Source organism: Prochlorococcus sp. MIT 1303 (assembly GCF_001631965.1).
GTDB lineage: Bacteria > Cyanobacteriota > Cyanobacteriia > PCC-6307 > Cyanobiaceae > Prochlorococcus > Prochlorococcus marinus_D.
Window position 1 is genome coordinate 33,878 of the sequence record NZ_LVHK01000032.1, and the last position, 26,539, is coordinate 60,416.

The window sequence follows — 26,539 nt, forward strand, 5'->3', positions numbered from 1 at the left end:
CGTTAAAGTCCAGGTCGACGCATCGCTCCATGATCACTGTCGCGCTTGCAAAAGGAGCTTTGCTGAATGATTCGGTTGCTCGTTTTCAATCTGCTGGGTTGGATTTTTCAGCTGTACTTGATCCAGGCAATCGTCAGTTAATGGTGCCTTCCCATTGTGGCCGGGCCCGGGCACTGTTGGTGCGCAACGGGGATGTGCCCGTTTATGTTGCCTATGGTCAGGCCCAGTTGGGAGTTGTTGGTTACGACGTGCTGCGGGAGCATCAGATGCCCGTTGCCCAGTTGGTTGATCTTGGCTTCGGGGGCTGCCGTATGGCTGTGGCAGTGAAGGCCAGTAGTGGCTATCAGCACGCAGCTGATCTGCCTCCCCATTGTCGAGTTGCTAGCAAGTTTACCCATTGTGCTCGAGAATTTTTCGATGCTCTCGATCTGCCTGTAGAGCTTGTTCACCTGACCGGTTCGGTAGAACTTGGCCCTTTAACAGGCATTGCTGAAGCGATTGTCGATCTGGTCGCGACAGGCCGTACCCTTCGCGACAATGGATTAGTGGCCATTGAGGAGCTATTTCAGTCTTCGGCTCGCTTGATTGGTCATCCATTGGCCTTGAGGTTGGACCGTGGAGATCTTCAGTTGATTGTGGAGGCTATGCGCATTCAGGAATCATTACCTAAAAATCCAGCTTGATGGCTGTTACTGATTTTCAGCGGGTTCGGCGCCTTGGGCGTTATCTCCGTGAGGACCGTCGGCGTCTATGGATGGTCCTGTCCCTCTTGGTGCCGCTAGCTCTAGCTGGTGCGATTCAACCCCTCTTAGTTGGTCAGGCAATCAGTGTTTTGAAGCAAGAGTCAACCTTCCCTTGGCTCAGTGATCTGCCAGTGAGTTCAGCAATCAGACTTTTGGTGGGGATTCTGCTGATTTCTGTGCTTCTGCGCTTGGGTCTGCAGGGCTTTCAGTCTTTCAATATCGAGGCCTTAGGGCAACGGCTTACGGCGCGTATTCGTAACGATCTGTTTGGCCACGCCATGGCCCTTTCGCTGCGCTTTCACGATCGAATGCCTGTGGGCAAGTTGTTGACTCGGCTGACCAGTGATGTGAATGCACTGTCTGAGGTTTTTGGCAGTGGGGCAGTGGGAGTTTTGGGCGACCTCGTCAGCCTTGTGGTGATTGCAGTCACCATGATTTTGATTGATTGGCGGCTGGGGGGGGTGTTGCTGGTGACGCAGGTACCGGTCACCTTGGTGATCCTTTGGTTGCAACGCCGATACCGGAAAGCCAATTACCGCGTGAGGGAGGAACTCTCTCAGCTCAATGCCGATTTTCAGGAAAACCTTCAGGGGCTTGAGGTTGTCCAGATGTTTCGTCGAGAAACGGTTAATGGGCAGCTATTTGATCGCACTGGCTCGGCCTACAGGCAAGCCGTGAATGGAACGATCTTTTATGACAGCAGCATTTCAGCTTTTATTGAATGGGTGGCCCTGGCAGCCGTGGCTGCGGTGCTGGCGCTTGGGGGATGGATGGTAACTGCCGAGACAATGGGCCTTGGCACCTTGACAACGTTCATCCTTTATTCCCAGCGTTTGTTTGATCCCTTGCGTCAACTTGCTGATCGCTTCACTCAGATTCAGGGGGGACTGACTGCTGTTGAACGGATTGGCGAGTTGCTAGAGCAGCCCCTTGACATTGTCGATGCCAAGCCTGTTAAAGACGAACCCAGCGTTGTTAGGCCCTCGGCTTCTGCTGCTTGTGGTGAGGTGGTGTTTGAGGGAGTGAGCTTTGCCTATCGGCCGGACGAGCCGATTCTCCAGGACCTTAGTTTTCGCATTTCTGCTGGTGAACATGTTGCCCTGGTAGGACCAACCGGTTCAGGCAAGACGACCCTGATCCGCTTGCTGTGTCGTCTTTACGAGCCTCAAGTCGGGCGGATCATGCTTGATGGTGTTGACATCAAAACAATTCCTCTTTGGCGGCTACGCAAACAACTGGGGGTTGTGCTTCAGGACACCTTTCTATTTAGCGGCAATGTTGCAGATAACCTCCGATTGGATTCCTCGATTGAGGATGACCGTTTGCGGGCGATCTGTCGAGATCTTGGTCTTGACCCTTTGCTCAATCGGCTACCCAACGGCTTGGAGACTGAGCTCAGGGAGCGTGGCGGCAATTTGTCATCGGGAGAGAGACAGCTCTTAGCAGTTGCAAGGGTGGCCATTCGCAACCCCACTGTGCTGGTTATGGATGAGGCGACCGCTTTCATGGACCCTTCTACGGAAGCAACATTGCAAAGGGATCTAGATCGCTTGCTTGAACGTCGCACCGCGGTTGTTATTGCCCATCGCCTGGCCACTGTGGAAGCAGCCGATCGAATCATGGTGCTTCGGCGGGGCAAGCTGATTGAGCAGGGAACCCACCTTGAGCTTCGTGCTAAGGGAGGCCTTTATTCTCAGTTAGCGGAACTACAGGAAAGGGGACTGGCGAAACTTTGAATTTAGTTTTTGCTTTCAGCGATTGGATCTTGATTTCAGCTTCACGCTTAATGGCTATGGGCGCTGGTGAAGCAGGATCAAGACAGTTGAGCACTGCTGTGTGATCAGCTCCTGTTCGCTAACGCCGGAGGTGCTTGAGCAGGCCTATGGGCATGGAGCACGAGAGTGCCCGTCTTCTAATGAGCAGATCAACCTTGTCTTCAGTCAAAACCGTTCATTCGATCTTGTTGAGCTTGAACAATTGCTGGAGGCTGTGGGTTGGAGTCGCCGTCCGATGCGTCGAGTGCGTCTTGCACTTGATCACACTCTCTTGAAAGTGGGTCTTTGGCGCCATGATCCCCTGTTGCCTCGTTTGATTGGTTTTGCTCGATGTACAGGTGATGGAGTTCTTGAAGCCACAGTGTGGGATGTAGCGATTCATCCCATTTATCAGGGGGTGGGATTGGGTAAGCATCTAATGGATTACACCCTTGCATCTCTTAAGGAGATGGGTGTCAAACGAGTCACGCTCTTTGCTGATCCAGGTGTTGTCGATTTCTATGAGCGACAGGGTTGGACGCTGGAGCCTGATGGCCACAAATGTGCTTTCTGGTATGCCTAAGGATTATCGGTAATAGTCCTTTGACAGCTGCTTGGCTGCCTCTCCTCTGTGCCAGCGTCTACGCAATTGGGCGTTTTGCCAGGCTTGATTCAGTAGACCTAGCCGTTGCAAACGGCGGCCATCGGTGTAAAGGGGTAATCCCAGGCTTAGTAACCTGACTTGGCAAGAGAGTCGCTGCACCAAATCGAGATCTTCCATCAAAGGGATGGGTTTGTATCCCCCGATGTGTTGGTATAGCCTTTTGCTGATGAGCAAGCCTTGATCGCCATAGGGCCTTTGTAGCCAATAACTGCGAAGGGCCACCGCTAGTTCCAATAGACGCAGTTTTGTTCCCCTCCCTTGGATTTTGTAGTCGAAAAACCAAGCATTCAGGTCTCTTGCTGGCTGAGTAATCACTGCTTCAACGACAGCGGGCCATTGGGGCGGGAGGCGGCTGTCGGCATGCAGGAACATCAACCAAGTTCCTTTTGCATGGCAGGCTCCATGACTGAGCTGAGCACCCCGATTGGGATTGGCTACTTGCAGTACTTGAGCTCCTGAGAGTTGGGCAACGAGTTCTGTGCCATCACAGCTGCCAGCATCAACGATCCAAAGGTCAAGGGGTGTCGGCCAGCGTTGGAGATCGGCCAACAGCAGTGGTAGACGGCTGGATTCATTGAGGCTCGGCACAATCACGCTGAGGCTGGGCACTTCGCTCATGTTTGATGTTGCAGAGAACTGCCTGATTGGATTGGCTTAGAGGATCACGATAAATATGGTTGATTGGCTTGTTGTTTAAGCAACTGAATGGCGAGATCCAATAAGGGATATGGGGGGGCTCTTCTTAGGGAAATTGGTATTGCATGTTTGCAGAGTACATTTACTTGAGAAAAAAGAGTGACTAGAGTGGTACACTAAACGGATTAGAGAGCATGCTTTGGCTAATTAAACATTGAAGAGGGTCAATAGTTGTACCTTGGATATTGTCATGCAATGACGTGAAACTTTGGCGTGAAAAATTTGAAAAAAGATGTAGGCCTCTTCGCGTAGCCTTTTGAGCTGTATGTTTGTCAAATTTAAGCAAGAGTAGTTTTAACCTTTGTTGAAGCGCATAAAAAGCCCCGCCTTGGAGCGGGGCTTTGGACTGGTTTAATTGAATTTGATTGATGTGGTAGTACTTGATCGACGGTTCGGTTCGCTGACTTTGCAAGTTTTTGTATTTAGTAAAAACTCATTGGTTTGGCTTCTCCTGTCAGATGTCTTGAATGGTGGTCATCGCGATTGTTGGTATCAGCTCTGAAAAGTTTTTGGCTTGAATGTGAGGAATTGTCGGGCAGGGGAAGAGGCCTTTTGCTCTATAGGTTTCTCCAACTGAGGGGATCGCCTCGATTATAAATTCACCATTATCAGCAAAAGCCGATTTAATAGTGACAGACGTATAATCATGGTTGATAACACCATCCTTTGTAAGGAATTCTGGGCTTCGGTTGATAGTTTGGCCACTCTTTTGAAGGTGGTTAGTGAAATCATATAATGGGATCTCCATAGTTGAAACTTCAGGCATGACATCTTCTTGTCCTGTTATATCATCAAGATGATTGCCCCATGGTGGTGAACCAGCTTCATTTCCAGTGGACATGATTCCACCCCCTTCACCCCCTTCACCCCCTTCAACCCCTTCACCCCCTTCACCCCCTTCATCCTCTTCATCCCCGTCATCATCACCACCAGCGCCATTATCTTCTGTTGGGATGTGATTCGGATGGGGACCGAACCCTTCACCGCCTTCGTTCCAAAAATCTTCCCCTTCTTCTGGAGTCCAGTTAGCTTCTGAGCCAGGATTGGTGTTGCCATTGTTGGAATAGTCATCATCACCACCCCAATCATCATCGCCACCCCCTCCATTATTTTCAGTAGTGTCTTGATCCTCATTATGTGTACCACCTTGGATGATCTCGTTAATCAACTGTTCATTCCCTTCGATGTCGTTGAGAAGTTCATCGATGTTCATTTCGTCAAGGATTAGATCATTGGGAATCAGGACTTCAGGACTTAAACCATCTTGATCTCTGGGGTCTAGAACCTCATTCCCAATCGGGCCGTTTTGAGCATCATGACCGAATGGCTTTAGGGTAGGGAATTTTGAACTGACTGTGTTGTAATCTGGATTGGGCTCGACAGCTTTCGGATTTAATCTATCAAGGGAATTTGGATCTACAGCTTTTGGGTTAAGCGTATTTAGCCCTGTCTCTAAAGATTGTGGAATTTGATCATGTTCAAATGATCCTTCCCTTAACCTATTGCTGACCAGTAACCCTCTAACCTTTTCCCAGGGGGCATTCTCTTGCTGGAGGCCATTTTGGAGAAGTGTTTTGAAGTTCATTGCTTTGAGGTTGTGGGGAGGGATTTCTTCCTCGGTGAATACACCATCTCTCAATTCTTTGGCTGAGTTGATGACCCACCTCACTTAGAGCTGTGATGTTGCTCACTGATGAGAAGTTTTGAGCGGCACTGCTTCCCTTTTGAAAGAGGTTATCTTGTTCTCTCTAAACTCATTTTTCTAGCCTTAATCGAGTTGCTTCTGGTTCATATCCTTGTCATATCAATCCTTCCCCGCAGGCTTGCCATGGTGAAAGATCTTCAAGGCAATCGAGATCGTTTTGTTGACGAAGTAAGCAAGGCATCACGCCTGCATCCGCTGCTTTCTGCAGTGTGACTTGCTTCACTTGATTGCTCCCCCAAGGAATGCCGCAGAAGGGCCAGCGTGTCACGGGCTTTACCAAGCGCCCTGAGAGTCCAAGTAACCAGTACCCCCCATCAGTAGCGGGTCCAAGCACGAATTCATGCTCTTGCAAAGCCTCTAGGGCCTGAAGCAGATCCCGATCACAGAGATTTGGCAGATCCGTGCCGATCAGCAGTGTGGTGCGACCTGTGCTGATTTGTGGATGGTGTCGTTGCTGCGCTCGCAAAACCTGTCGGCGCATCCGTTCACCCAGGCTTCCCTTGCCTTGAGGCTCCACTGTGATCACACCCTGATCAAGCCCCCATCGCTTACTTGCCTTGGGAGCGAGGCCAGTGATCGCGAATTGCAGCTCGACCAGACCTCTATTGGCAAGATTATTTGCCACGCACAGAGTGTGTTTGCTCAGCCTGGCCTGGATAGATGCTGCACGCACTATTCCAAGATTGGTGGCCAGTCTTCGTTTGCATCTGCCTGCTGCCGGCCAGCGGGCCATCACAACCAGCGCGGGTTTTGCCATTTCACTTCACCCCTGCCGGGGTAGCTCTGCTGGTTTCACGATTAATTCGATCGTCTTGTTGTTTCGTTCAAGGGTGAGCGGCATGGGCTTGCCAACCTCCCCACGATCAACGGCAAGTTGTACTTGTGAAGGGTCGCGGACGACCTCACCATTGACTTCACGAATTAAGTCGCATTGGCGCACGCCGGCTTTGTCTGCAGGGCTGCGAGACATCACTTCAACAACGAGAACCGCATTAACTTCAGGCACTTGGCATGCCCCTCCTGTTGCGTTGATTTCTTTGGCTAGCTGGGGGGTAAGGCTCTGCAGCCTTACCCCGATATAGGGATGAGAAGCTTGCCCTCTCCCCACGATTTGTTGGGCAATTCGTTTGGCCAGGTTGATCGGTACTGCAAAACTCAGCCCGCCTCCCGGCGCAACTTTGATGGCAGTATTGATTCCGATCACCTGTCCTGAGGCATTGATGAGTGGTCCTCCGCTATTGCCAGGGTTTACGGCGGCGTCCGTTTGGATGTAAGGAACTCGTTGCCCCCCCCCTAAGGCGTTGGTGCGGTCGACGGAGCTGATGATGCCTGCAGTAACGGTGTTGTTGAGTCCAAGAGGATTGCCGATCGCGATTGCCCATTGCCCAGGCTTGATGTTGTTGGAATTGCCGAGGGGGGCTACGGGAAGTTTTTTCGCTACGACTTTGACCACGGCGACATCTGTAAGGGGATCACCACCAAGCACTTTGCCGCTGTAATTGCGTCCATCTGGAAGGGTTACTGATACCTGTTCTGCCCCATCAACCACATGAGCATTGGTGAAGATCAGCCCGTCAGAGCGTGTGATGAAACCTGACCCTTGGCCGGCTTGCCGTTGGATGGGAGGTCCGCCGCCGAAAAAGTTGCCAAGGGGGTTTGCGATCCGTTTCACCGTGTCGATGCGCACCACTGCCGGACCAACTTGTTCCACCGCAATCACGATCACATTGGTGCCAGGCTGCAGAGGCGCTGACTTGGGTGGATCACTGACGACAGGGGTGTTGTCTGGGCTTGTCTTAGAACCAATGCCGATACGTTGACGTAACCCTTCGTTGCAGCCACTTAGGTTGATGCTGATGAGGATCAAGCCAAGCCATTTGAGCGGATGCAGCCTGTGGGCAGATAGGGCAAGGGTCATGACAAACGCAGGTGCCAGGGAACGAGAACATCAGGGTCTTATTAAAGACGGCTTGCTCGATAGAAGTTGCGTAGATTCAGCCATCGCAGAGGAAAGGATGTGGTGCTAACGGGCAATGAGCTGTGGTCCAAGGTGCAGCAGGCCCTTCAGCACAATCTCAGCAAACCTACGTTTGAGACATGGATTCGTCCTGCCATTTGTAGTGGTTTTCGTGACGGGGAGTTGACTCTGATTGCTCCAAATAGCTTTGCAAGTAACTGGCTTCGCAAGAATTACGTTCAGACAATCGAGGCGGCTGCGGCGAAGATTTACGGCCAGTCAGTGAGGGTGTCCGTTCAGGCTCAGGAGGAAGACTCTGCTGAGAGGGTGTTGCCACCAATGACATCGGCGCCCATCCCTTCACCTTTGCCTACTGCAGAAACAACCACTGCCTCTGTAGCCCCTTCTAGTGGCCCTCGGCGGATTCTTCCAGGCCTGAACCTGCGCTATGTCTTCAATCGGTTCGTCGTGGGGCCGAATAGTCGCATGGCCCATGCTGCTGCGCTAGCCGTTGCAGAAGCTCCTGGGCGAGAGTTCAATCCTTTGTTCATTTGCGGCGGTGTTGGCCTGGGCAAGACTCATCTGATGCAGGCTATTGGTCACTACAGGCTTGAGATCAATCCCGAAGCAAAGGTGGCTTATGTTTCTACAGAGACCTTCACGAATGACTTAATTCAAGCTATTCGGAAGGATGGTATGCAAGCTTTCCGAGATCGATATCGGGCCACTGATTTGATTTTGGTTGACGATATTCAGTTTATTGAAGGCAAGGAATACACCCAGGAAGAGTTCTTTCATACCTTTAATGCTCTCCATGAAGCAGGTAGGCAGATTGTGATCGCTAGTGATAGACCTCCAAGTCAGATTCCAAAGCTTCAAGAACGCCTAATCTCTCGATTCTCTATGGGCTTGATCGCTGATATTCAGTCGCCTGACCTTGAGACTCGCATGGCAATTTTGCAGAAGAAGGCGGAACAGGAACGCATGATGCTGCCTCGCGATTTAATTCAGTACATCGCTGGGCGCTTCACCTCCAATATCCGTGAACTTGAGGGGGCTTTGACCAGGGCAGTTGCCTTTGCTTCGATCACGGGGCTGCCGATGACAGTTGAATCGGTAGCGCCAATGCTTGACCCTAATGGTCAAGGTGTGGACGTTACCCCACAACAAGTGATTGATAAGGTCTCTGAGGTTTTTGACGTGACTCCTCAAGACATGCGTAGCAGCAGTCGAAGGCGGGCCGTTAGCCATGCTCGGCAGGTGGGCATGTACCTGATGCGTCAGGGCACGGATTTGAGCTTGCCTCGCATCGGTGAGACTTTTGGGGGAAAGGACCACACCACAGTGATGTATGCCATCGAGCAAGTGGAGAAAAGGTTGTCCAGTGATCCTCAGTTGGCTAGTCAGGTTCGGCGTGTGAGAGATCTGCTGCAGATCGATTCACGCCGTCGGCGATAGGTTTCAACGATTTGATTATTTGACAAGATTAGATGAGGTGTATGAGATTTTGTTTGCATCAACATCAGCCTTGCAATGCCTTTCCCTCAAAGCGTTCCAGATGTCACCTTCAAGACTCGCGTGCGCGATGAATCTGTGCCCGGGTCTAATCCATTCCGCTGGCAAGACCTGACTAGTGCTGAAATCTTTAAGGGGCGCAAGGTGGTGGTGTTAGCCCTGCCAGGAGCTTTTACACCTACGTGCTCATCCAATCATTTGCCACGTTATGAGGAGTTGCATGCAGAACTTGTTGCCCAAGGTGTTGATCAGATTGTCTGTCTTTCAGTGAATGATGCTTTTGTAATGTTCCAGTGGAGCAAGCATTTGGGTACCAAGAATATCTTTATGCTCCCTGATGGGAATGGAGAGTTCACTCGTAAAATGGGCATGCTTGTTGAGAAATCGAACCTAGGCTTTGGTTTGCGTTCCTGGCGCTATTCGATGCTAGTGAATGATTGCAATATTGAAAAGATGTTTGTTGAGCCTGGCTTTAGTGATAATGCTGATGGTGACCCGTTTGAGGTCTCTGATGCTGATACGATGCTCGCTTACATTAAGGGTGTGCAATCAGCTGGTGTTAGTTCCCCGCGCCGTGAGTTTGAGGGTTAAACCCTTCACTTCTCACGCTCTTGCCTGTTTATTACATATAAAACTGATTATCTTTTCCTGCTTCACTCTATAGCTTACGTAACAAATAGCAATCCTCTTCTAGGACTGAGTCTTTGTCGACAAGCTCTTTGACTTCGTCAAGTTGCTTTGAGAGGCCGATGTAATTTGCTTGATCGATCAATTTGTAGCCTAAGAGATTCTCGTGGAATGTTTCGCTGAGTGTATTGGGAGAAAAGTGTCCTATCCCGTAGCCTTTCTCGCTGAATTTCCTTAGCCTTTGAAACATTGCCTTAGAAGTTTCGCTTGGCTTGAATGCATTCAGTGCGAGAAGGCTTCCGGCTATTTGTGTTTGCTGTAGATGTTTAAAAAGTGAATTGACTGAGTCTTGCGAAAGCCAGTATAAAAGCCCTTCCATGAGAATAAATGATTGGCGTGACCCTATCCATTGGCTTAATGAGTCGAATAGTTTTTTGTTTTCGCTGCTGTTATTGAGGTCTGTTGTACAGAGGAATAGGATGTCTCTTTCTGGGAGCTGCTGAGAGGATTGAAGCTTCTGTATTCTTTGCTGCTTTGACTTGATCAGGTTGGGCTTGTCTACTTCGCAGGATGCTATGGGAGTGTTGATTAGATAGGGGTAATTGGTGAACCCGGCGCCAATATTGATAAACACTCTATTTGTTGCTTGAATGTGAAACTCTCGAAGCTTTTCTAGAAAAAATCGATGCCTGAGGCAGTGGGCAATATCTTCGGATTCACCTACCTCTTTAAGGTATCGATTCGCAAGCTTCTCAGCTGGTTTGGTGACCCATAAATGTGCAAAGTTGTCGAGGCTAATGTTGGTATATTTTGCTCTAAAGCAATTAACCACATGCGCTGAGGCGTCTACTCCAGGAAGTACGTTCTTTTGTTTGTTGCAATCACTTTAGCGAGCTGTTGATCTTTCATGGAATCAGAGTCATCAAGAGATGCTTGAGGAAGGAGAAGCTATGTACAGCGCAGCTTGCTGATCAGCAGGCTCAAAAGTAGAGCGGCTGCTCGATGCCCTTGTAAAAGTGTTTACCAAGTATTCAATCCGACAAGAGTTGGCTTAAGCAGGCTTGAGGGGATGCCTCCTACAACGTCGCCATGCCAGCAAGCTTGGAGGCCTAGACATGGCAGGAGTCGATGTAGGCAATGCCGATGTCACAACTAGAGAGAATTGCTTTCAAAGTGGCCACCAAGCCAGGCTTTCTCTAGGCAAAAAACCATGAGTAGGAATTGGCTTGCATCAGAAATAATCAGTAGAGCAGGCATTGATGGCTGCTCGCCGGCTATTAGTCGCGGCATTTGTTTCTCAGCGGAGAAAGTCATCAGTGCTAACCCCCCGTTGCTTCCTGCAAAAGCTGTAAGGCAAATGTTATTTAAAAGGATTGATAGCTCTGCGATAGATCACCAGAAAGGATCATCGGCGAACTCCACCTTGAGTTGGCATGACTTCGCTCTGGGAACGATGGCGATGCAGGCTCGCACCACTTCTCCATTTACTTCAATCTCACAAGCACCACAGCTCCCTTGTAAGCAACCTGTGGGAATGATGATCCCTGCGTCTCGAGCAACCTGGAGCCAATCAAGCCCTGGTTCTGTAAGGGAGCTTGTGCCATTGGGCCACTGAATCTCAATCTTAGAGATCGTCATGTTCCCAGCAGTGGGTTGATGTTGACATGTTCTTCGAAAACATCGGCGAGACGATTGAGTAGTTGTTCTCTTTGTTGCTCATGGTGGGATATATCGGTCGGCAAGTCTGCTAAGCCCTTTTGCTTCCTTATCAGATTGAGCCACAGCCTTCGCCAGCGACCATTCTCGAAAATCCCGTGCAGGTAAGTTCCCGCGACTTGGCCGCAGCTCTCATTTTTACTGACCCAACCCATTGAGGGATCGTCAGCCATAGGTAGGACAGACTCATGGCTCCCTTGAATGAGTTGGCTATTGCCATGGTGTAATTCAAACCCCTTCACCTTGGCATTGTCTGGCCACTGGGTGATCCTTTGGCATTGTTTTAGAGCCTTACTGCGTTTGAAAACGGTATCTAGAGGCAGCAGATTGAGTCCTGCCATGCTGCTTGATGGGTCTGTTGTTGTGACGCCTTCCAGACCTAGTGGATCTGCCAGAGTTCGCCCAAGCATTTGCATGCCGCCACAGATGCCAAACACATGCCCGCCGCTTTGGGCGTAGGTTTGCAACTGACGCCCTAAACCACTGCGGTTTAGCGAATTTAGATCGCGCAGTGTCTGCTTGCTGCCGGGAATGATGACAGCATCTGGTGTCCCGAGGAATGTGCCGGGTTCCACCCATCGCAGCTGAACTGTGGGTTCTGCTTCTAATGGATCGAGATCGGAAAAATTACTTAGGGATGGCAATTTCAAGACAGCGATTTCGATCTCGGCATCATTTTTTTTGCTTCTTCTCTCCAGTAGATCAAGGGAGTCTTCGGGCGGGAAGAGCTCTTCCAGCCATGGCATTACACCGATGACGGGAATACCGGTTTCGGCTTCTAGCCAATCGCGCCCTTCCTCAAAAAGTTCGCGTCGGCCACGGAAACGATTGATGAGTAGCCCGCGTATCAATTGCTTTTCTACCGGCTTCAGTAAAGACAGGGTTCCAATGATCTGGGCAAAAACACCACCGCGTTCGATATCTGCAACGAGCAAACAGCGGGCACGCAGGAACTGAGCCAATCGCAGGTTGGTGAGGTCTCGCCGTTGCAGGTTGACTTCCACTGGGCTGCCTGCACCTTCCAAGACAAGCCGGCCATGGGTGTAAGAGCACTGAAGGTCTTTTAGCGCCTCACGGATGACGCTCCATCCAGGACGGAACCATTGCTCGTAGTAGGTCTCGGCACGCGCCGTGCCAACGCTTTGACCTAGATGGATGACTTCACTGGTGCTGTTTCCCTGGGGTTTGAGCAGCACAGGGTTCATGGCGCATTGGGGCTTGAGTCCTGCTGCCCAAGCTTGCAGGGCTTGTGAATAGGCCATCTCTCCGCCGCTCTCATCAACCCAGGCGTTGTTGCTCATGTTTTGCCCTTTGAAGGGTATGGGAGTTTCGCCTCGCCGAAGCAGCAGCCTGCAGAGAGCGGCCGACATTAATGATTTACCAGCTCCACTGGATGTGCCTAACACCATCAGGGGGGTCGACATCCCATCGGTGCTCATTGTCTGGGCCAAAGTCGACGCAGATTGTGTTGCAGTCTTTCGAAAATCCCAGCTCGTTGTGTTGGTAACCCTGGTGACTGTTCAAGTAGCTGGCGGCCCAAGGGGGTTAGACGGATTTTCGCTGTCAACCCCTGCCCATCGACTTCACGGCGCAACACACCAACGGTAATTAACCAGCGAAAATCGGCTTCAACAGCATCAGCACGCTGAAACCAGCTGCATCCAGGCAAGCAGTATTGCCGGGCTTGCTGCCAAACGCTCTCAGCATTGAGCCCTGTTGCTTGGGCATCGGTATAAAACCTGGTGTCAAACCGAAGACAACGCATGGCTTGGGCAGCACGTTTTTTGCTGCGCATGTCAAGCAATTCCATCTCGCTTGTCATGGCAACGGAGGCAAGGTCGACCATTAATGGCAGCCTAAGAACTTGTTCTCGCTGCTGTAATTGTGTTGATGCTTGCCTCGGCTTCTCCAGCCCGCCGTCGACTGCTTCAACAGGCCGCGATTCCCCATCAAGTGATGGTGAGTGGGGTTGATGAAGAGACTATCCACCATCTTGATCCAGTGCGGCTTGTCCAGCATTTAGCGGAGGCGAAGGCTGGGGTGGTGCATCAACAAATTAAGGCGGCTATGCCGGTGCTTGGCTGCGATTCAGTGTTGGAGTTTGATGGCACAGTGTTTGGCAAGCCAGCCACGGCGGTGGAAGCCAGTAGCCGTTGGCAGCGAATGGCTGGGGCTTGGGGGCTTTTGCATACCGGTCACTGTTTGCTCAGTGTTAATGGTGAGCGCCTCAGCGAAACAGTCACGACACGTGTGCTGTTTGCTGCCTTGAGTGATTCTGAGATCGAGGCTTATGTGGCTACTGGTGAACCATTGTTATGCGCGGGTGGCTTTGCTCTTGAGGGGCAGGGTGGCTTGATGGTGGAGCGCATTGAGGGTTGTTTTAGCAATGTGATTGGCTTGAGTTTGCCCCTGTTGCGGCGCTGGTTGCTAGTTATTAATGAATAAGTTGGATTAACTGATGGTGAGTTGTTGAAAGCTTGGCGCTAATTTTTTAATTGTTAAGGTTGATCATTGCTGCATTTTTTTGAGGCAAGTTGTTGCTTTTAAGGCTTTATTGAGCATGTGATTGTTGCGCTGTTTTTTTTGATGTGCTTTGGCTGCAAGAAAAAAACCCTCGCCGCAATGGCGAGGGTTGAAGGTTTTCCCGATTAACAAGATCGATGCTTGATGTTGAGAATCAGTCGAGATCAGGCATTGACAAGGCTGGTTCGGTCTTACGATCGATGCCTTTTTCAAACCCTGCTGCAACAGCCCTGGCGCGACCAGCGTGGAACCAGTGCCCCACGATGGTGAACCAAGCTAGGAAGAACGCATGACCAGCTAACCACTGGCGAAGGTTCACGAAGTTAACCGAGTTGGGCTCGGTGATGATTCCACCTACTGAATTGATGGAGGCGTTGGGGGCGTGGGTCATGTATTCAGCAGCACGACGTACTTGCCATGGCTGAACATCGTTCTGAAGCTTTTCAAGGCTCAGGCCGTTAGGGCCACGCAGTGGTTCTAACCACGGACCACGGAAGTCCCAGAAGCGCATCGTTTCTCCACCAAAGATGATTTCACCAGTGGGAGAACGCATCAGGTACTTACCAAGGCCAGTTGGCCCCATGGCAGTACCAATATTTGCTCCAAGGCGTTGGTCACGAACAAGGAAGGTGAAGCTCTGGGCTTGAGAGGCTTCGGCGTTCGATGGACCGTAGAACTCTGATGGATAGGCGGTGACGTTGAACCATATGTAGGCCGTGGCAATGAAACCACAACAGCTCAGGCCAGCAAGGGCGTAGCTGAGGTAGGCCTCTCCGTTCCAGATGAAGGCTCTACGAACCCATCCCCATGGCTTGGTGGCAATGTGGAAATGGCCGCCAACGAATAGAAGAGCAGCAACGTAAATGTGGCCGCCAATGAGGTCTTCCATTGAGTTGACACCAGTGATCCAACCGGTACCTCCCCAAGGAGAACTGAACACGTATCCAAAGATCACGCCGGGATCAAGTGTGGGGCTGGTGATTAATCTCACGTCGCCACCACCTGGAGCCCAGGTGTCATAGATGCCGCCAAAGAAGCAGGCCTTGAGGACAAGAGCAAGAGCTCCCCAGCCTAGAAAAATCAGGTTGTAACCAAGAATGTTGGTCATCTGATTTTTGTCTTTCCAATCAAGCCTGAAAAATGGAGAGCTGTAATCCTGCAGTTTTTCAGGGCCGACCAAGGCGTGATAGACCCCACCTAAGCCGAACACAGCAGAGATGATTAAGTGCATCACCCCGCAATGGAAGAACGGGTAGATGTCTACGATTTCGCCACCTGTGCCAACGCCATAACCAAGCGCTGCCACATGTGGCATGCAGATCAGGCCTTGTTCGAAAATTGGCTTGTCGAAGGTGAAGTGACTGACTTCGAACAGGATCATGGCTCCTGCCCAGAAAGTCATCAGACCTGCATGGGCAACGTGGGCGCCAAGTAGGCGTCCAGAAAGGTTGATGAACCGGGCATTACCTGCCCACCATGCATAACCGGTGGATTCAAGGCTGTATCCCCCGGCATTCTGCAGTATGGAAGATTTAAAGGGCGTTTCCACGTGGCATTACCTCTTCAGGGAATACAAAGTTTTCGTGAGGTTGGTCCGCAACGGACATCCAGGCTCGGATACCTTCGTTAAGAAGAACGTTCTTGGTGTAGAAGGTCTCGAATTCGGGGTCTTCAGCGGCGCGTACTTCCTGCGACACGAAGTCGTAGGCACGAAGGTTGACTGCTAAGCCAACGATGCCAACTGAAGGCGTCCACATGCCCATGACAGGCACGAACAGCATGAAGAAGTGCAGCCAGCGTTTGTTGGAGAAGGCGATTCCGAAAATCTGGCTCCAGAAACGGTTGGCGGTGACCATTGAATAGGTCTCTTCTTCCTGGGTGGGATCAAACCCTTTAAAGGTGTTTGACATAGCGCCATCCTCGAACAAGGTGTTCTGCACCGTTGCGCCATGGATGCCACAAAGCAAGGCTCCACCGAGGATTCCTGCTACTCCCATCATGTGAAAGGGATTCAGAGTCCAGTTATGGAAGCCCTGCAAGAAGAGAATGAAGCGGAAGATTGCTGCAACCCCAAACGAGGGAGCAAAGAACCAGCTGTGTTGTCCTAGGGGGTAAATAAGGAAACACGCCAAGAAGACAACGACTGGGCCTGAGAAGGCAAGTGCGTTGTAGGGGCGGATGCCAACCAAACGGGCAATCTCGAACTGTCTCAGCATGAAGCCGATCAGAGCGAAGGAGCCGTGAAGGGCTACGAAGGTCCAGAGGCCACCGAGCTGACACCAGCGCACGAAATCACCCTGAGCTTCAGGGCCCCATAGCAGCAGCAAGCTATGACCCATCGCATCTGCGGGGGTGCTTACAGCGGCGCTAAGGAAATTGCAGCCTTCCAGATAGGAACTTGCAATGCCGTGGGTGTACCAGGAGGTAACGAATGTGGTGCCGGTAAACCAGCCTCCTAGGGCCAAGTAGGCCGTAGGGAACAAGAGAAGGCCGGACCAGCCAACAAAAACGAAGCGGTCGCGCTTGAGCCAATCATCGAGGACGTCAAACCATCCCCGCTGAGGCGCGCGTCCTACAGCGATCGTCATGGGAAAAAAAAACGGTGCGGTTCTGCCGCAAGCTGTGGGATACCCAAAGACTTTAACAATCCCCAAGGGGCCTTTGGGAGTGAGTTGCCTTGAGCTGAAACCCCTTGTAGTGGTGTTGCTCCTTTGGCTTGCTTCAAATCTGCCCGTTGTGGGCTGTAGCAGTCCAGAATGGAGATTCATATTGGGTAGTCATGTCAGCTGATCTCCAGGAAACCCCTAAGGCCGGAGATGCTTCTCTAGAGCGGCTTGAGCAATCGGTTCTCGGTTTTCGACGTCTCTCCAACCAGCTCTTGGCCGTCATCGTCACAATCGGCGGCCTTGGCTTCACACTGACCTGTCTGTCTAGTTATTTGGGGCGAGATCTTCTTCCCATCGGCAGTCCTTCGTCTCTCCTATTCGTGCCTCAGGGCTTGGTGATGGGTCTGTATGGCATCGCAGGTTTGCTGCTTGCGAGCTATCTCTGGGCGATGATCAACATCAATTTGGGTGCAGGTAGCAACAACTTTGACAAGGCTTCCGGGATGGTGAAAATTTGCCGTCGCGGATATTTCAAGCTGATCAGCGCGGAGTTCCCCCTCAAGGATGTCAAAGCCGTCAAGGTTGAGGTACGTGATGGTTTCAATCCCCTTCGCCGCTTGTCCTTGCGGGTTCAAGGTCGGCGAGACATCACTCTTACCCGCGTCGGTCAGCCTCTCCCCCTCGCACAGTTAGAACAGGATGGTGCTGAGCTAGCGCGTTTTCTTGACGTGAATCTTGAAGGGCTCTGAATTGTGTTGCTCTCATCTCTTGCGCGTTTGATTCGGCGTCAAGACATCTGGGGAATACTGCTTTGTGTGCCCTTATTGGTTGGCTGCAGCAAGTCCACTACGGCATCGATCAAGGCGGTTTGTTCCTCGCTGACTAGCCCCTGCTTGCAGGGCAAAGCAAATGTGCTCATGAGTACAAATCGAGGCGCAATCACCCTTGAGGTGGATGGTGATGCTGCTCCTGTTACCGCAGGTAATTTTGTCGATCTTGTTAAACGTGGTGTCTATAACGGCACCGTTTTTCATCGGGTCGTGAAAGAGCCCGTTTCCTTTGTTGTTCAGGGTGGTGATCCTGCTTCAAAGGACCCTAAAACGCTCAAGACCAATTACGGGAAGGGTAGTTTCATCGATCCCGCCAGTGCTCAGGCCCGCTTCATTCCCTTTGAAGTGAAGTTGAAAACAGATGACCAGCCTCGCTATGGAAAGTTGATCACCAACCCCAGAGAGTTGCTGCAATTGCAATTGACTCATAAGAAAGGGGCTTTGGCGATGGCTCGTTCTCCGGCGCCGGATTCAGCCAGTGCTCAGTTTTACATTGCTTTGCGCCCTTTACCCGAACTTGATGGCCGTTATGCCGTTTTCGGCAGGGTGATCAAGGGGTTGGAGGTGGTGGATTCGATTCAGCAGGGTGATCGTATTTTTAAAGCCAGCCTGGTAATGGCGAAATAAAAACCCTTAATGCATTGCCAATCACTTAGGCCGGTATTCGGCTGCCGCTCGGAGAGACCTTTAAGAGTTCGGTGTTGACCCCTGAGGCCCTTACCAGAGCGACCTTGCCGGTACGGGCGATTTCGATGATCCCGTAAGGGGTCAGCAAGCTTTCGAGCGCCACTAGCTTGCCTGGGTCTCCCACCACCTCAAGGGTAAGCGCGCCATCGGCCACATCAACCACTTTCGCTCGGAAGACCTGAACGAGATCGAAAATGGAGCTGCGCTGGTGAGCGGGTGCGGAAACTTTGAGCAGCATGAGTTCTCGTTCGACTGCAGGTTGCCTGGTTAGATCAAGCACCTGCAGGACGTTGACGAGTTTGTCGAGCTGTTTGCTCATCTGTTGAAGGGCATGATCGTCTCCCTCTACAACCATCGTGAGTCGAGATTGTCCAGGCGTTTCGGCTGGGCCCACCGCAAGGCTGTCGATGTTGAAACCACGGCGTGCAAAAAGTCCTGCGATCCGGCTTAGAGCTCCGGATTCGTCTTCGACTAGCACTGAAAGGGTGTGCTTCATGCCCGTTGTTGATCATTCCCTAAATTAAGGTTCAGCCAGCTGAACACGGCTTGATCAAAAGCCTGAGTGGATTCGTCATGGGGGCAATGGCCTGTTTCATCAAGCACTGAAAGAGTGATCCATGGGTATTGATGCTGCAGTCGATGGCCAATTTTTAATGGCACAAAACGGTCCTCTCGTCCCCAGAGAAGCAATATGGGGGGGCGATCGGGCCTGCTAGCCAGGCGTTTTAGTAAGCGAGGAGCTGTGCAGCCAACTGGCCGCAGTGTCATGCCAACGCACATCGCTCGTAGGGCGCGAGCTGCCGAGGGTCGCCTTGCAGGTTGGGCAATCAGGTGTAGTAGCTCATGGTCTAACTGGATGGAGTGGTGGTAGCCCATCTGAAGAGCTGCTTTAAGGAGTGGCGTTCGTGCGATGAGAGGAACAATCAGTTCAAGAGGCAAGAGGCGGAAGATGATTGTGATCAACTTGTGCTTCAACCGGCGCCACCAGCGGGTGGGGCGGAAGCTCAATGGTTCAACCAATGCAGGATCCGCTAATGGAGCTGCTACCACAGCTCCAACAAGGTCTGGGCGGAATGCGGCTGTGGTGAGAGCCGTTAGTGCTCCTAGGGAATTGCCTATTAGTACTGCTTGTTGAGAGGGGCTGGCCTGGACAATCTGCTCAAGAAAGGCTGCTAATTGTTTGCCCCACAGTCGATTGTCGAGGCGTCGAAATTGTTTCAGTCCTGGCTGGGCTGAGGCTCCAAAACCGATCAGATCAAGGCTGTAGATGCGGAATCCTGCCGCTTTTAGGGGTGCAGCATTGTGTCGCCAATGAGCGCTGCTGGCACCGAATCCGTGGATGAGCACGAGTGGACGTGCATCCTCTGCTCCCAGTACACGCCAGTGACAACGTAGGCCTTGCCAATACCAATCATGGGATTCGCCCCAGTCAGCACCTGTCTCTTGAATGGCCCGCTCGGCAGTCTGGAAGTCAGTTGCAAACAAAGCGGCTTGAACCAACCCACCACCCACTATCGCGAAGGCTCAGTCGTTTTGGAGCCAGGAGGTGGTTTCTTCCGCCCAGCGTCTCGCCCTTCCCGTGATCTTTCGGTTTTATTGGCTGCTTTTCAGCAGCAGAGGAGAGAGAAGTTTTCGCCTGCTTTGCGCTGGTTGGACCTTATGGCTGGTTGCGGTATTCGTGCTTTGCGCTGGGGGTTGGAGGCTGTTAAACCCTCATTGTTGGCGTCAGGAGTAGAGCCGCTGCCAGAGCTGTGGGTGAATGATGCCGATCTTGAGCGCGCTTCTCTTTTGGAGAGGAATCTGTCCCCTCTGCGCCCAGAGCAAATCTCGCTAAAGCTTTTTCATCAGCCCGCTGAGGTCCTGCTGAGCCGTGCCTACCTCGATCAGTGTCGTTTTGATCTGATTGATCTCGATTGTTTTGGTTGTCCGAATGCGTTTCTGCAACCTGTGTTGCAGGTTCTGGCTTCTGAGGGGTTGTTGCTGCTTGCAAGCAGTGATGGTCGCTCTCCCACAGGCCATGACCGGCCAGGGGCAATTCGCAGTTTGGCTGCTGCGGCTCGGGTGCATCCAGCCAGCTGGGAGATCGCCTTGAGGCTGCAGCTTGGGGTTCTTGCACGACATGCTTGGCTGCTAGGGCGTGGTTTGGAGCCCCTGGTCAGCTTTAGTGAAGGTCGTACTTTTCGTGTTGCGGTAAGGATCAAGCGTCGACTTGCTGCCGGTGAGGAGAGCCGGCTTGGGCTTTTAGCTCGCTGTGAGGCTTGTGGTGCTCAGCTTGCCCAACCACTGCTTTCCCTGCAGGGATGGTCAGAGTGTATGTGTTCTCAAGGAGGTGGTCGCTGGGCGGTGAGCGGTCCCCTTTGGCTGGGCCCCCTTCAGTCGCCAGATGTGTTGGCCGATTTGTTGGTGTTAGCAGAACAGTCGATCGTTCCGATCGCATCCGCCACACTTCGGCTGTTGCATCGCTTGCAGTCTGATATCGGCTTGCCGGTCTTTTGCTGGTCCACAGCTGAACTGGCCAAGCGTCTGGCTTTGTCTGGCCCGCCGTCTGTTTTGGCATTGGTCAAGGCTTTGCGTTCTGCTGGCTATGAGGCTTGCGGCAGTGCCGTTATGGCAGGACAACTACGAACCGATGCGACAGTGACCGAGCTTTTGCGGATTTGCCACGAGATGTGTCAGGAAGGGCGTTAAATGGTGTGCGTGATTCACATGCCCATTCATGGCTTCGGAGATTTTCGGGATTGCTGCCGTCTTCTGGGTCTTGATCCCAGTTGGTCTTGCAGGTGGTGCTCTCTTGTTGAAGCTTCAGGGGGACTGAAGTTCGCAGACTGGAGTCGCTCGATATAGGCTCCTTGCTTGTATTGAAGGGCCCTATGCAGGTTCTGGTGGTTGGTGGAACTGGCACCCTTGGGCGGCAGATAGCTCGTCGTGCCATTGATGCTGGCCATCAGGTCCGCTGCATGGTCCGTAAACCTCGTAAAGGGGCTTTCCTGCAGGAGTGGGGTTGCGAGCTCACCTGCGGCGATCTGCTTGATCCGGGGAGTATTGATTACGCTCTTGATGGCGTCGATGCGGTCATTGATGCGGCCACAAGCCGTCCCGATGATTCTGCGAGTGTCTACACAACCGATTGGGATGGAAAGCTCAATCTGCTGAGGGCTTGCGAGACAGCAGGAGTGAAGCGCTACGTCTTTCTTTCTTTATTGGCAGCTGAGAAGCATCTCAACGTGCCACTGATGGACATCAAATTCTGCACCGAGAGGCTGTTGGCAGATTCGTCATTCGATTACACGATTTTGCAGGGTGTGGCCTTTATGCAGGGGTTGATCGGTCAAATCGCCATACCTGTTCTTGAAAACCAGACGGTTTGGGTGAGTGAAACGCCTACAGCAGTTGCATACATGAATACCCAAGACGTCGCACGTTTTGCTGTGGCTGCTTTGGAGCGTCCTGAAACGATCCGCCGCAGCTTTCCTGTCGTGGGTCCGAAGGCTTGGACCTCCGAAGAAATTGTGCAATTTTGCGAAAAGTCCAGCAGTAAAACAGCCAAGGTGATTCGTGTGTCACCTTTTCTGATCGGATTGAGCCAGAGAGTGGTCTCATTCTTTGAACAGTCAGTGAATATGGCTGAAAGGCTTGCTTTTGCAGAGGTCACTGGAGGGGGAATTGCTTTGGATGCACCGATGGATGACACCTATTCCTGCTTTGGCTTGGATCCGTCGGAAACCACCCCTCTTGAGAGTTATATCTCCGAGTACTACGACACGATCCTCAAACGTCTGCGTGAGATGGAGGCAGATCTCGACGAGGAAAGCAGGAAAAAGCTGCCTTTTTAAGGGATCTTCCATCCAACACTGGCGCGAGGATGGTTTATTTGTACTATTTGCATGTCTGTTTTGCTCCTGCTGGCATGTCTGTTGTTCAAGTTAAAAACCTGCAGCGCCGACTAGACAATTTGTCTTGTGAGGCTACTCAGGAGCTCGATCGGGCTTGTGGGCATGAGCTTTGGCGCAACCTTGGATTCGATGCCTTTGACGGCCTCGAGGATGCTGAGCGCCGGGCTAGGGCCAATTACTACTACGGCCAGCTGAAGACAGTGAATGAGCTGCTGGAGGCCTTGGGCTAATGCCCTTGGGTCATGCAGTTTTAGCCACCGATTCTTTCCCTGCCGACCACAATGGATTGATCTTTCTTGAAGGGCTTTTTTCATGAGCAGTAGCTGCTGTAGTCCCTCTGCTTCAGACCCTGGAGCTGATGCGTTAGATCAGACGCAGGCTGTAGAGGAGCGCTATGGAGCTGCAGCGCATGCCCAGGAAGCTTGTTTGTGTACCCCGGTGGCTTTCGATCTCAGCCTGCTTCAGGCCATCCCTCGTGAAGTTGTGGAGCGCGATTACGGCTGCGGTGACCCAACTCGCTGGGTTAAGCCTGGTGACACTGTGCTTGATCTTGGCAGTGGCAGTGGCAAGAACGCCTTCATTTGTGCCCAGCTGATCGGTTCGGCGGGTGCCGTGATTGGGGTGGATCGCAATGTTGAGATGCTCAACCTGGCTCGTCAGGCCGCACCAGTTGTGGCGGAGCGGATTGGCTTTGCCAATGTGCGCTTTGTGGAGGGCGCTATCGAAGCGCTTGAAGCCCCTCAGGTTGATGGAGCTCCGCTTATTGCCGATCGGTCGATTGATGTGGTGTTGAGTAACTGTGTGCTCAATTTGGTGAATCCTGCAGATCGTCAGAATCTGTTGGCCAACATTCGCAGGGTTTTGCGGCCAGGTGGACGGCTTGCTGTTAGCGATATCGTCTGTGATAAGCCAGTACCCCTTGCTCTTCAGCAGGATCCGGAACTTTGGAGTGGCTGCATTAGTGGGGCCTGGCAGGAAGAGGCCTTCCTGGAGGATTTTCGTGCTTTGGGCTTTGAGAAGGTGAGCTATGCCGATCGTTCTGATCAACCCTGGCAGGTGGTTGAAGAAATTGAATTTCGCGCCGTCACGCTTGTGGGTCAGCTGCCGGACGATTGAGGAGGGACAGCAGGAGGTGGGTCTCTCTTGATGAGACCTGCCTCCATTGGCCAGGATCCAGCCCTTCAATGCTGAGGGGTGGCTCACCATCCATAAGCTCGATGCGATGACGGATCAACCGAAGGGTTGGCAGCCCCACTGCTGCTGTCATCCGTCGAACCTGTCTGTTTCTCCCTTCTTTTAACTTCAATTCAAGCCAGCTAGTGGGGATGCTTTGTCGCACACGGATGGGTGGGTCACGCTCTCTCACGATCGGAGCAGCTTTTCCCTTCAGCCAGTTCACTAGGGCAGGACGGGTTCTCTTTCCCTGAATGATCACTCCTGAGGCAAGTTTTTGTAATTGAGTTTCACTAGGAGAACCTTCTACTTGCACCCAATAAACCCGCCAGTGGCTCAAATGGGGATTGGTGAGTCGATGCTGCAGGCGCCCATGGGCAGTGAGAACCAATAGGCCTTCACTGTCAGCATCTAGGCGGCCTGCCGCATACACCCTAGGTATTGGGATCAAGTCTGCTAAGCACCTCCACTGGCTGCCTGGTTCTGGGGTGAACTGGCTTAGGACGCCGTAGGGCTTGTTCAACAGAAGGGTCGTGAAGTCGTCTGCTTGGGTGGTCAGCTGATCAGTCAGTAGACGCGAGCAGTGTCAGCATAGATAGATCGTTGTAGGGATCGTTAGCGCTTGATTGCTTCAATAGAGATGAGTCATCCTTTAAGCCTGAGTCTTAACGGTGGACCATCATGGAGCGTGGCGAAATGACAATCGGCCCTAGAGACTGTTTGACTCTGCCGTGTTTGCAGGGGGCTGCAACCTAAACTCCGATTTAACCAATGAGCCACGGCACAACCGCATGATCGAAACCTCGGGTGTGATTGAGAAGGAACAAGGTAACGGGTTCTATCTGGTCACCCTTGAGCAGCCTGCCGGTCATCAGTGTTTATGTCGTGCCGCCGGCAAGCTCACAAAGTTCCGCATCAAATTGCTCGCTGGTGACAAGGTGCTGGTGGAGATCAGTCCCTATGACCTCACTCGAGGCAGGATCACTTATCGAGAGCGAAATGCTGGAGCCCCAGGGGGGCGTCCAGGTGGAAATCGCCCGGGTGGCCCTCGACGACGTTAATCAGCTTCATAAGAATAGATGGGCTGGGCTTGAATCCTTGATAAGGATTGACACTGCTGCTTTGTTAGGCTTTGCCAATTAAGCTTTCATTTGATGACGATACAAACTGTTTCTTACTGGCAGAAAAATATTTACTGCTTGATTCCAATTTTGTTCTAAAGAATTGGTTGTTGCCTTGATCAATTAAATAGCCCAGGTGATGATATTATTGGTGAGAACAATTCCAGTAATAATCTCTGAGAATTGATAATCTTACTCTCGTGAGTTGAGGCTTTTATTGGTTCTCTGACGGCTTGACTTCTGCGTGTAAAATATTTCAAGTCAGCAGAAATCCCTGGTTAAATTTGCTTAGATCTCTAGGGCCTCGTCTGCGTCGCTTGTTTTGTCGTAGGAATGGCTTTTGTTAGGAAGGTTCGGCACCACAAGGGCTGAGGCCTCAAGTAGTTCGTGATGTCCACCTGGACATGTGATCCACTCGCGGAATTCTTGGGTGATGGCGTAACTGTCTTCGTAGCTCTCTTTGCTGTCTAGTAAAGCGATTCTGGCGGATGCCCAACACGTTGAAACGCTTATACGTCGTCGAATAGCTGTGTTCATGATTGGTCCCCATTGGCCAGAGAATTGCATGTAAGTGGTCTGTATTTGTTTTGATTTTATAGAACGTCGCATTTTTCTTTTGGAAAAGTTGTCGTCAACGCTGCAAAAAACTGGGCAGATTTGGTGTGCGTAGTCGGATGACAGCACCTGCTCCATCGTTGACTGCTTCGAGTGGCAGGCTTGGACCTCGCCAGTGACCTATCGTTGTGTTTTCCTCTGCTTTCGCTTCGCTGTCTCTGATGAGATATGGCTCTGTCTTCGACCAGCTTCGGGCATGGCCCATCAGTAAGGGATCTGCAGGTGCAAAGACATAGGAAGGGTGACGAGGTACCGGCTCTAACGATGCTCTTGCTGTGGAGATCCTTACAGCGCGAGTGATTCCCTGTATGAATCGGCTGCGCGTTACCACCGTTGTGAGATAAGCAACCACGCGAAGTCTTGGGGCATCGAATCCCTCGGCACACATGTCGATGCTTACTAACCAGTCGGCTTTGCTTGTTTGGAAAGCTGCTAGGCGAGCACTGGCATCACGGTCTTGGGAATGCACCAGCTCGACACGATCGCCTTCTTCTTGCAGGAGCTGGGCGATGCCAGCTGCGTGTTCGATATCTCTAGCGATCACAAGGCCTGCGGCATCGTGATGGTGGCGACGTACCTTCTCAAGTTGACGTCGTGCCCGTAGTAACAGTTGCAAGGCAATGCTGCTTGAGTCTGAGATCCGAATAGCCCTACGCAGATTGCGTGCTCGCCAGCTTTCACGCACTTCAGCAGAGAGGGGGGAGACATCTCGATCGGGCTGTCCAGGACGGCTGTGTTCCACCCAGCCGTCCTGGAAGCGGAATTCGAGTGGGCGCACATCTCCAGCATGAATCAGCTCACTAGGTTCCACGCAGAGATCTGGGCTGATCTGCTCCACCAGAGCTCCCTCGGCTTCCACGCGCACCCGTCGGGCTGCACAGAAGGCCAGATTGTCGGCGCGGAAGGGCGTGCCAGTCAGGCCAAGCCGTATTTTGCTGCTGCCAGTGAGAGCAAGAAAGGTGCGTCCCCAGGCTGGGCCTTGAGGTTCATCTGGATTCATCCCGAGGTGGTGGGCTTCATCGGCAATAGCGAGTAAGCCGTCACCGGCCCAGTCTTTTAGTTCTGCTATCAGGGTCTCTAACTGAAGACCGGCACCTTGATAGGTCACTGCCCAGCCGTCTGCTTGCTTGAGGATCTCGGGTTGTTCTGGGCAGGCTTCCCAGTCCTGCAAGTTGAGTCCTAGTTGCTTAGATGCTTGGTGCCATTGATTGAGGATCGAGTTGCGGTGGCAAAAAACTATGAATCGCGTTAAACCTCCCCCTCTTTGCATGGCCTCGAAGCTGAGGAGGGCGCCGAGGGTTTTACCTGCACCTGGACCAGCATGCACAAGCACATCTCGCCCTTGGATTGCCTGTGGAGACAGTCTGCGACGCAGCAGCTGAATCAGCTGTTGCTGCCAAATGCGGGGTCGGATTTTGGGCTGGCAGGACTCTCCCAGCAGTTCAAAGGAAGGCTTGGAGATGGCATTGCACTAGAAGATAGGTCTTTCTAACCATTTCTTTCGCTGCTGGCATCTTTAGCTTCCAGCCAAGAGCTTCTGGGGTTTTCGGCCCCCTGGCACCATGGCCAAACGCCGCCATTCATCACAGTTTATTTTTCAGCAACGCCGCAGCTTGGAGCAGTGCTGGCTCAATGAATGTGACATTGATCCGCTGATCCTGAGAGCACGCTGGCTCCATCGCCAAGGCCTGAAGCTTCAGGCCTTGGCCCTCTC

The 26,539-nt window shown here is 52.0% G+C and carries 30 protein-coding genes; 15 read left to right on the forward strand and 15 right to left on the reverse strand.

Translation table 11 applies throughout. The features are described from left to right. Positions 1-29 precede the first annotated feature (29 nt). The 3 genes from hisG (at position 30) to PMIT1303_RS02580 (ending at position 3,080) form a co-directional block, all read left to right on the forward strand. The gene (hisG, locus tag PMIT1303_RS02570; protein ID WP_011130564.1) at positions 30-683 is read left to right on the forward strand and encodes an ATP phosphoribosyltransferase; all 654 of its coding nucleotides are present in this window, start codon (positions 30-32) and stop codon (positions 681-683) included. Then, positions 683-2,479 (forward strand): ABC transporter ATP-binding protein, encoded by a 1,797-nt coding sequence (locus tag PMIT1303_RS02575; RefSeq protein ID WP_063397382.1) that lies wholly within the window; start codon positions 683-685, stop codon positions 2,477-2,479. The genes hisG and PMIT1303_RS02575 overlap by 1 nt, the downstream gene beginning before the upstream one ends. 100 nt (positions 2,480-2,579) lie before the next feature. Next, complete coding sequence (locus PMIT1303_RS02580; protein WP_063397383.1) at positions 2,580-3,080, forward strand: GNAT family N-acetyltransferase; 501 nt, start codon at positions 2,580-2,582, stop codon at positions 3,078-3,080. Between the two features lie 3 nt (positions 3,081-3,083). Here the strand turns inward: PMIT1303_RS02580 and PMIT1303_RS02585 are convergent, their stop codons facing one another. The 4 genes from PMIT1303_RS02585 to PMIT1303_RS02600 all read right to left on the reverse strand — a co-directional run bounded on the left by PMIT1303_RS02585 (position 3,084) and on the right by PMIT1303_RS02600 (position 7,480). Next, positions 3,084-3,779, reverse strand: coding sequence for a TIGR04283 family arsenosugar biosynthesis glycosyltransferase (locus PMIT1303_RS02585; RefSeq protein ID WP_063397384.1), 696 nt, complete (start codon positions 3,777-3,779; stop codon positions 3,084-3,086). A gap of 532 nt (positions 3,780-4,311) precedes the next feature. Beyond that, the gene (locus tag PMIT1303_RS13240; RefSeq protein ID WP_063397385.1) at positions 4,312-5,526 is read right to left on the reverse strand and encodes a hypothetical protein; all 1,215 of its coding nucleotides are present in this window, start codon (positions 5,524-5,526) and stop codon (positions 4,312-4,314) included. Positions 5,527-5,656: 130 nt separating this feature from the next. Continuing rightward, positions 5,657-6,319, reverse strand: a complete 663-nt coding sequence (locus PMIT1303_RS02595) for a TIGR04282 family arsenosugar biosynthesis glycosyltransferase (protein WP_063397386.1) — start codon at positions 6,317-6,319, stop codon at positions 5,657-5,659. 6 nt (positions 6,320-6,325) lie between these two features. Continuing rightward, positions 6,326-7,480 (reverse strand): trypsin-like peptidase domain-containing protein, encoded by a 1,155-nt coding sequence (locus PMIT1303_RS02600; protein ID WP_063397387.1) that lies wholly within the window; start codon positions 7,478-7,480, stop codon positions 6,326-6,328. Between the two features lie 99 nt (positions 7,481-7,579). Between PMIT1303_RS02600 and dnaA the strand changes: the two genes are divergently transcribed. Further along, a complete protein-coding gene (gene dnaA, locus PMIT1303_RS02605; protein ID WP_063396389.1) occupies positions 7,580-8,977 on the forward strand; it encodes a chromosomal replication initiator protein DnaA in 1,398 nt (465 codons plus the stop codon). A 75-nt stretch (positions 8,978-9,052) separates the two neighbouring features. After that, entirely contained in the window at positions 9,053-9,625 is a 573-nt protein-coding gene (locus PMIT1303_RS02610; protein ID WP_063397388.1) for a peroxiredoxin, read from the forward strand. Between the two features lie 67 nt (positions 9,626-9,692). Here PMIT1303_RS02610 and PMIT1303_RS02615 read toward each other — a convergent pair whose 3' ends face one another. After that, positions 9,693-10,493, reverse strand: a complete 801-nt coding sequence (locus PMIT1303_RS02615; RefSeq protein WP_063397389.1) for a class I SAM-dependent methyltransferase — start codon at positions 10,491-10,493, stop codon at positions 9,693-9,695. A gap of 229 nt (positions 10,494-10,722) precedes the next feature. On the opposite strand from PMIT1303_RS02615, the gene PMIT1303_RS13245 reads away from it, so the two are divergent. Further along, positions 10,723-10,875 carry a hypothetical protein gene (locus PMIT1303_RS13245; RefSeq protein ID WP_156486885.1) on the forward strand — a complete coding sequence of 51 codons (153 nt, stop codon included), beginning with the start codon at positions 10,723-10,725 and terminating at the stop codon, positions 10,873-10,875. Between the two features lie 178 nt (positions 10,876-11,053). Here PMIT1303_RS13245 and PMIT1303_RS02620 read toward each other — a convergent pair whose 3' ends face one another. The 3 genes from PMIT1303_RS02620 to PMIT1303_RS02630 are packed head-to-tail and all read right to left on the reverse strand — an operon-like array spanning position 11,054 to position 13,199. After that, positions 11,054-11,299, reverse strand: a complete 246-nt coding sequence (locus PMIT1303_RS02620; protein WP_011825497.1) for a 2Fe-2S iron-sulfur cluster-binding protein — start codon at positions 11,297-11,299, stop codon at positions 11,054-11,056. Beyond that, complete coding sequence (locus PMIT1303_RS02625) at positions 11,296-12,801, reverse strand: cobyric acid synthase (protein WP_063397404.1); 1,506 nt, start codon at positions 12,799-12,801, stop codon at positions 11,296-11,298. Before PMIT1303_RS02625 ends, PMIT1303_RS02620 begins: the two co-directional genes overlap by 4 nt. 11 nt (positions 12,802-12,812) lie before the next feature. Then, positions 12,813-13,199: an Npun_F0494 family protein gene (locus PMIT1303_RS02630; protein WP_231901254.1), complete on the reverse strand. Its 387-nt coding sequence runs from the start codon at positions 13,197-13,199 to the stop codon at positions 12,813-12,815. Positions 13,200-13,261: 62 nt separating this feature from the next. Here PMIT1303_RS02630 and PMIT1303_RS02635 point away from each other — a divergent pair, with 62 nt between their 5' ends. Beyond that, on the forward strand, positions 13,262-13,822 hold the full coding sequence (locus tag PMIT1303_RS02635; RefSeq protein WP_063397390.1) for a nucleoside triphosphate pyrophosphatase: 561 nt from the start codon (positions 13,262-13,264) through the stop codon (positions 13,820-13,822). Positions 13,823-14,054: 232 nt separating this feature from the next. On the opposite strand, the gene psbC is transcribed toward PMIT1303_RS02635, so the two are convergent. Beyond that, positions 14,055-15,449: a photosystem II reaction center protein CP43 gene (gene psbC / locus PMIT1303_RS02640; RefSeq protein ID WP_063397391.1), complete on the reverse strand. Its 1,395-nt coding sequence runs from the start codon at positions 15,447-15,449 to the stop codon at positions 14,055-14,057. Then, positions 15,433-16,488, reverse strand: coding sequence for a photosystem II D2 protein (photosystem q(a) protein) (gene psbD / locus PMIT1303_RS02645; RefSeq protein WP_041374731.1), 1,056 nt, complete (start codon positions 16,486-16,488; stop codon positions 15,433-15,435). Before psbD ends, psbC begins: the two co-directional genes overlap by 17 nt. Positions 16,489-16,679: 191 nt before the next feature. Between psbD and PMIT1303_RS02655 the strand changes: the two genes are divergently transcribed. Further along, positions 16,680-17,255, forward strand: coding sequence for a photosystem I assembly protein Ycf4 (locus PMIT1303_RS02655; RefSeq protein ID WP_011825507.1), 576 nt, complete (start codon positions 16,680-16,682; stop codon positions 17,253-17,255). A gap of 3 nt (positions 17,256-17,258) precedes the next feature. Beyond that, a complete protein-coding gene (locus PMIT1303_RS02660; RefSeq protein WP_063397393.1) occupies positions 17,259-17,963 on the forward strand; it encodes a peptidylprolyl isomerase in 705 nt (234 codons plus the stop codon). 25 nt (positions 17,964-17,988) lie between these two features. Here PMIT1303_RS02660 and ilvN read toward each other — a convergent pair whose 3' ends face one another. After that, positions 17,989-18,519 (reverse strand): acetolactate synthase small subunit, encoded by a 531-nt coding sequence (ilvN, locus tag PMIT1303_RS02665; RefSeq protein ID WP_011130547.1) that lies wholly within the window; start codon positions 18,517-18,519, stop codon positions 17,989-17,991. After that, a complete protein-coding gene (locus PMIT1303_RS02670) occupies positions 18,516-19,523 on the reverse strand; it encodes an alpha/beta fold hydrolase (protein WP_082824424.1) in 1,008 nt (335 codons plus the stop codon). Before PMIT1303_RS02670 ends, ilvN begins: the two co-directional genes overlap by 4 nt. On the opposite strand from PMIT1303_RS02670, the gene PMIT1303_RS02675 reads away from it, so the two are divergent. The 5 genes from PMIT1303_RS02675 to PMIT1303_RS02695 all read left to right on the forward strand — a co-directional run bounded on the left by PMIT1303_RS02675 (position 19,437) and on the right by PMIT1303_RS02695 (position 23,032). After that, positions 19,437-20,711 (forward strand): N2,N2-dimethylguanosine tRNA methyltransferase, encoded by a 1,275-nt coding sequence (locus PMIT1303_RS02675; protein ID WP_063397405.1) that lies wholly within the window; start codon positions 19,437-19,439, stop codon positions 20,709-20,711. The two genes, PMIT1303_RS02670 and PMIT1303_RS02675, sit on opposite strands and share 87 nt — an antisense overlap. Positions 20,712-20,739: 28 nt before the next feature. After that, positions 20,740-20,838 carry a cytochrome b6-f complex subunit PetM gene (gene petM, locus PMIT1303_RS02680; protein ID WP_011130544.1) on the forward strand — a complete coding sequence of 33 codons (99 nt, stop codon included), beginning with the start codon at positions 20,740-20,742 and terminating at the stop codon, positions 20,836-20,838. Between the two features lie 55 nt (positions 20,839-20,893). Further along, on the forward strand, positions 20,894-21,856 hold the full coding sequence (locus PMIT1303_RS02685) for an NmrA family NAD(P)-binding protein (RefSeq protein WP_063397394.1): 963 nt from the start codon (positions 20,894-20,896) through the stop codon (positions 21,854-21,856). A gap of 74 nt (positions 21,857-21,930) precedes the next feature. Continuing rightward, complete coding sequence (locus tag PMIT1303_RS02690) at positions 21,931-22,146, forward strand: hypothetical protein (protein ID WP_063397407.1); 216 nt, start codon at positions 21,931-21,933, stop codon at positions 22,144-22,146. A gap of 82 nt (positions 22,147-22,228) precedes the next feature. Then, on the forward strand, positions 22,229-23,032 hold the full coding sequence (locus PMIT1303_RS02695) for a methyltransferase domain-containing protein (RefSeq protein ID WP_063397395.1): 804 nt from the start codon (positions 22,229-22,231) through the stop codon (positions 23,030-23,032). On the opposite strand, the gene PMIT1303_RS02700 is transcribed toward PMIT1303_RS02695, so the two are convergent. Then, positions 23,001-23,612 (reverse strand): pseudouridine synthase, encoded by a 612-nt coding sequence (locus tag PMIT1303_RS02700; protein ID WP_231901256.1) that lies wholly within the window; start codon positions 23,610-23,612, stop codon positions 23,001-23,003. The genes PMIT1303_RS02695 and PMIT1303_RS02700 overlap by 32 nt on opposite strands. Positions 23,613-23,880: 268 nt before the next feature. Between PMIT1303_RS02700 and infA the strand changes: the two genes are divergently transcribed. Then, positions 23,881-24,150, forward strand: a complete 270-nt coding sequence (infA, locus tag PMIT1303_RS02705) for a translation initiation factor IF-1 (RefSeq protein ID WP_006041809.1) — start codon at positions 23,881-23,883, stop codon at positions 24,148-24,150. A gap of 348 nt (positions 24,151-24,498) precedes the next feature. On the opposite strand, the gene PMIT1303_RS02710 is transcribed toward infA, so the two are convergent. Then, positions 24,499-24,747, reverse strand: a complete 249-nt coding sequence (locus PMIT1303_RS02710; protein ID WP_063397408.1) for a hypothetical protein — start codon at positions 24,745-24,747, stop codon at positions 24,499-24,501. Between the two features lie 94 nt (positions 24,748-24,841). Beyond that, entirely contained in the window at positions 24,842-26,239 is a 1,398-nt protein-coding gene (locus PMIT1303_RS02715) for a DEAD/DEAH box helicase (protein WP_369818696.1), read from the reverse strand. Positions 26,240-26,539 lie beyond the last annotated feature (300 nt).